Below are 4853 nucleotides of genomic sequence, written 5' to 3'. Positions count from 1 at the left end.
GCCCTGGCGCCGCCGACGACGGCGCCGGACGACTGATCCGCGCCTCCGCAGGCGGCCCGCACACCAACGGTTAAGCCTGTCGACCTATCACCGAACCTCCCCCAAGCGTCGTGCCGGGAGAGGCGCCGTTGACCCGTGACCAAGTCGCCACCGCACTCCGGCGCCTCGCCGCCTCGCAGGTCGAGGACATCGAGCGCGCCGTCAAGGACGGCCACAAGACCATCGCTTTGAACGAGCTGGCGGACCTGAACCGCCAGCTCAAGGCCTTCGCCGCAGCGCTGAAGAAGGCGCCGATCCGCGCCTGACGCCCGGCTACCAGCGCGGACCGCCCCATTCGCGATCCGGGATGTCGGCCGGCGGACGCGGCGGATGGTCGTAGAACACCGGCCGCCGCCGTGGACCCTCGTCGTAACCGCCGGGCTCGTCGCAGACGCGAACCCGGCGCAAAACCTCCTCGCCGTACGCGTCGATTCGGCGCTTCACGAAGCTGCGGCAGCGTTCGGGCGGCTCGAAGTCCGGCCCGACCGTGAAGTGCGGGCGGCGGAACGTCGGCGGGGGAGGCGGCTCGCGATACGCGGGCTCGGCGTATTCCGGCGGGCGCGGCGGATAGGGGCCGTCGAAGTCCGCGGCCCGCGCGGCGGTGGCGAGGCCCTGGCCGGCAAGCGCCAAGGCGCAGAGCCCGGCCAGACGAAAACGGAGAAGCGACACGACATGTCCTCGCGGAGTGCGTGGCCGGCGGCCATCGAAGTCCGGAGGATGATCGACCGAGTCTGAACCGTGCGCGAGCGCGTGGGTCGGCAACCGTTCAGCTTCGGCGGACGCCGCTCACAGGTCCCTCGGCACCGTTCCGCGCACCGCGCAGCGCCACTTCGCGACATGGAGCTCGGGGTGGGCCGCCTGCCATTCGGCCAGCACGCTCTGGGCGTGCCGCAGGCAGATGAACGGGTTGGTGCCCTGGTAGGACATCGGGATCTGGTCGTCGTGGCACTGCGTCGGTTGCGACAGCAGGCAGGCGGACAGCAGGATCAGCATCGGCGGGGCGTCCTCGCATCGTCCCGGCTCCGTGGCCGGGTTGCGACGACCTTAAGGCGCCGCCGCGGCACGGCAAACGGAGATATCTCGCGGCGCGCCGACGCGAATCACCGCATGTCCAGCGCGGCTCATCCGCCCATTCGGAGGCTCGCCTTCACGTATCCCAATGCGTCGCCGGATCGAACGCGGGTCCCCTCTCCCGTTCGGGAGAGGGGGCCACGTTGCGTGACCTGCGATCCAGTCGCCACGGCGGAGGCGTTCGACGCGGCGTGAATGCGACATGCCCCTCCATGAGAGGGGCCGCACTTCAAGCCGCCGCCCAGATCTCGCCCTTGGCGATCGTCGCGAGGTCGCCGGAGTAGCGGCGGAGCGGGCCGGCGGCGATCTCGGCGTGGCGCGGGCTGAGGCGCTGGAGCGAGCGTGCCAGGAGGCGGAGGAAGACGAGGTCGTGAGTGCCGGTCTCGACGAAGGTCGGCGTCAGGCGGCCGTGGCTGCCGAGAAGGAGGGTGCCGCGGCGCATGCCGAAGCCGGGGTGGTCGCCGACGGAGCCCGCCGCGATCGTTCCGGCGATCATCCGCGAGCCGGCGTGGTCGCCGGCCCGCTCAACGAGGATCAGCCCGCGCCGCATGCGGTCGCCGAGGTGGCGGCCGGCCGTGCCCTTGACGATCAGCGTCGCGCCGTCGAGCCCGGCCTTGGCCGCGTAGACCGCGCCGCCGGCATGGTCGCCGGCATCGCCTTCGATCGTGATGGTGCCGCCGGTCGCGCCGGTGCCCGCATACGGGCCGACGTTACCGGTGACGGTGAGCGTGCCGCCGGCCATGCCTTCGCCGAGGCGCTGCCCGACATCGCCGACGACGCGGATCGTGCCCTGGCCGAGCGCGGCCCCGACGCGGTCGAGGCGCTCGTGACCGCCTTCGATGGTGAGGCTGTCGCCGCCGTCGAGCGACACCTGGAAGCAGTCGCCGAGGACGAGGCCGCGCCGGGTCGTGCCGATCGGCAGGCGCTCGGCCTCGCCTTGCGACAGCGCGGCCAGGGTCGCGGGGGCGATGTCGAGGAAGTCGAGGCGCTCGGGGGGCGCCTGCCGCAGGGAGAGGACGCTCACGCTTCGGTCTCCTTCACGGCAGGATTCTTTTCAAGCAGATCGCGAAGGCGATAATGGTGCCGCCCGAGGTTGCCGCCGTAATTACCCGCGGTGATCGCCACGAGTCCGTGCTGCGCGCCGACCTCGGTCGCCGCGTGCAGCGCCGCCCGCATCGAATCTGAAACGCCCTGAGAGGTCAGCGCGTCGATGACGATCTCCAGCACCACGCCGCATTCGGCCGGCAGCGCCGAGCCGGCCCGGCCCTTCAGCGTCGGGCAGTAGGCGTCGTTGGTCGAGGCCATCATGCCCTTGGTGCGGGCGCCGACCTTCGAGCCGGAGCGGACGATGCCGCCGGGGAAGGGCAGGATCGCCCCGGGGATCGCCTTCGCGGCCTCCACGGCGACCTCGGCCACCTTCAGGGTCTCGGCGTGGTTGCGGCCGAGGAACAGCAGGTTGCCGCCGCCGACCGCGCCGTCGACCGCGCGCACCGAATCCTCGCACAGGAACTCGCCGTCCATCACCGGGATGCGCCAGTAGCGGCGCATCTTGCCGGTGTGGTCGGGCAGGCGCTTGGCGATGGCGAAGCCGTCGCCAAAGTAGCGGATCGCGCCGCCGAGCTTGATCTTGGTCGGCCCCTCGACGCCGGCGAAGCACGCGGTGCCGGGGCAGGTGAGGATGCACTGCCCGACGCGCTTCAGGAGCTGCTCCTTCAGCCCGTTCGGCTCGAAGCCGAACAGCAGGATGCGCACGCCCGGGCGACCGTCCGGCGTCTCCTCGGGCGAGAGCTCGGCGTCGATCCCGGCCTCGGCGCCGCAGCCGATCACCGAGGTGGCGAAGCCCGTCATCGTGGTGGCGGCGATCATCGCCCACTTCGCGGTGTCGTTGGTGACGACGATCGCGGTGCCGGCGACGTCGAACGCCTCCGCGAAGGTGTCCTCGACGCGGATGCCGTTGAGGGTGAGGTCAGACATTCGGGTTCAGGTCCCTCACGCGAAGCCGCTCGTTCATGCCCGGCATGCCACGTCCTCGAACACATCGGCCTCGGGGAAGGCCGCATCCGGGACAGTGAAGCTGTCGAGGCCCTGGCCGAACCGGTCCTGCAGGTAGGCGTCGGTGCGGCGCTCCATCGCCTTGTCGGACTCGACGACGAGCGAGAGCGAACGGCCGACGTGCCAGTTCACGATTTCGCCGTCCTCGACGATCGCCACCCCGTCCTTGAGCACGAGCTTGGCGCTCGCGAACATCGCGGTGCGGTTCCTGTCCTCGCGGTAGACCGCGATGTCGGCGCGCGCGCCGTCGCGCAGGTGCCCGCGGTCGGCTAGGCCCAGCAGCTTGGCCGGCCCGGAGCGCGTCAGCTCGGCGATCTCGGAGAAGGAATACTCGCGCTCGATCTCGGGCAGCGAGGAGCGCTCGTGCACCACCTTGGGCAAGGTCGCGATCTCGCGGTCGCGCTCCTCCTTGTCCATCAGCAGGTGGATGATGCGCGGGTAGGCGGTGAATGGGCCGCCGTTCGGGTGGTCGGTGGTCAGGATCGTGCGCTCGGGCTCGTTCGAGAGCAGCATGATCTCCAGGCCGATCGCCCATTGCAGCGAGCTCGTGGGCCCGCGCGGCTTGTAGAGGAACGGCACCACGCCGCCGCCCTCGGCGTCGCCCGCGTTCAGCACCCACTTCTTCGGGTTGGCGCCCTTGCGGCCGCCGAACTGGCGCAGGATGTCCATCGAGACGGTGACGGTCTGGCCGAACACCACCTGCCCGATGTCGAGCGTCGCGTGCGGGTTCGCGTGCATCGCGTCGACGATGCGGCGCGCGGCCGAGCGGAAGCCGCCGGTGCCGGGGTTCGCCGGGTCGGCGGCGCCGTAGGCGTAGAACTGCGCGTGGGCGAAGTGGATGCGCCGGCCTTCCGCGGCCGCCAGCGTCTCGACGAAGCTTTCGTCGGCGCCCGGCAGGCCGAGGTTGTTGCAGTGGACGTGCAGCGGGTGCGGCACGCCGATCTCCTCGACCGCGTCGAGAAGCGAGCCCATGATCTTGCGCGTCGAGAGCCCGTAGACCGGGATCTCGTCGTCGAGGCTGAGCTTCAGCACGCCGTCCTTGAAAGCGGAGGCACCGCCGGCGTTGATGCACTTGACGCCGAGCGCCCGGCTCTGTGCCACGTTGAGCGCCACGAGATCGCGGATCGCGTCCTTGCTCTCGCCGTCGCGCAAGAGTTGCAGCAGCTGGTCGTCGTTGCCCATCACCGCGAGCGCGCCTCGGTCGAGGAGCGGGATGTCGGCGAGCTCGAGCTGGGTCGCCAGCGCGTGGGTCGGCGGCATCGCCGGCTCGACGGCGGTGGTGTAGCCCATCTTGGCGTAGGCGGCGCCGATCCAGGCCGCCGCCCCGCCGGCATGGGCGAAGGGGTGGCCGTTCGGCGCCGTCTCGCTGACGTAGAGGTCCGGCAGCAGCAGCCGCGAGGTGATGACGTTGCCGCCGGCGATGTGCGAGTGCACCTCGACGCCGCCGGCCATCACCACGCAGCCCGTTGCGTCGACGGTGCGGTCGGGCGTCCGCTCGGAGGGGGCGACGACGCGACCGTCCTCGACCCAGACGTCGCCGACGCCGTCGCGGCCGGCCGTGGGGTCGACCACCCGGCCGCCCTGGATCCGGATCAGCATCAGGAATCCTTCCCAGCGATATGGTGTTCGATGCGCGCCAGCACGTCGGCGGCGGACGGGCCGCCGCCCGCGCCGGGCCGGTAGGTCAGGGC

The 4853-nt window shown here is 71.4% G+C and carries 6 protein-coding genes; 1 reads left to right on the top strand and 5 read right to left on the bottom strand.

Features of this window, described 5'->3' with window-relative positions; genetic code table 11:
- Positions 1–128 precede the first annotated feature (128 nt).
- Positions 129–305, top strand: coding sequence for a hypothetical protein (locus tag FV222_RS29780; protein ID WP_187273587.1), 177 nt, complete (start codon positions 129–131; stop codon positions 303–305).
- A 7-nt stretch (positions 306–312) separates the two neighbouring features.
- On the opposite strand, the gene FV222_RS17510 is transcribed toward FV222_RS29780, so the two are convergent.
- From FV222_RS17510 to FV222_RS17490, 5 genes are all read right to left on the bottom strand, one after another.
- On the bottom strand, positions 313–708 hold the full coding sequence (locus FV222_RS17510; RefSeq protein ID WP_147763485.1) for a hypothetical protein: 396 nt from the start codon (positions 706–708) through the stop codon (positions 313–315).
- Between the two features lie 117 nt (positions 709–825).
- Complete coding sequence (locus tag FV222_RS17505; RefSeq protein WP_147750985.1) at positions 826–1032, bottom strand: hypothetical protein; 207 nt, start codon at positions 1030–1032, stop codon at positions 826–828.
- A gap of 307 nt (positions 1033–1339) precedes the next feature.
- Positions 1340–2134, bottom strand: a complete 795-nt coding sequence (locus FV222_RS17500) for a formylmethanofuran dehydrogenase subunit C (protein ID WP_147815283.1) — start codon at positions 2132–2134, stop codon at positions 1340–1342.
- Positions 2131–3084 carry a formylmethanofuran--tetrahydromethanopterin N-formyltransferase gene (gene fhcD, locus FV222_RS17495; RefSeq protein ID WP_147750987.1) on the bottom strand — a complete coding sequence of 318 codons (954 nt, stop codon included), beginning with the start codon at positions 3082–3084 and terminating at the stop codon, positions 2131–2133. Before fhcD ends, FV222_RS17500 begins: the two co-directional genes overlap by 4 nt.
- A gap of 33 nt (positions 3085–3117) precedes the next feature.
- Positions 3118–4761 carry a formylmethanofuran dehydrogenase subunit A gene (locus tag FV222_RS17490; RefSeq protein WP_147815282.1) on the bottom strand — a complete coding sequence of 548 codons (1644 nt, stop codon included), beginning with the start codon at positions 4759–4761 and terminating at the stop codon, positions 3118–3120.
- Positions 4762–4853: the final 92 nt, after the last annotated feature.

Origin of the sequence: Methylobacterium sp. WL103 (genome assembly GCF_008039885.1) — a bacterium.
In the GTDB taxonomy this organism is placed as follows: Bacteria; Pseudomonadota; Alphaproteobacteria; order Rhizobiales; family Beijerinckiaceae; genus Methylobacterium; species Methylobacterium cerastii.
Note: the sequence above shows the minus strand (reverse complement) of the source record. Positions and strands in the feature narration are given on the sequence as shown.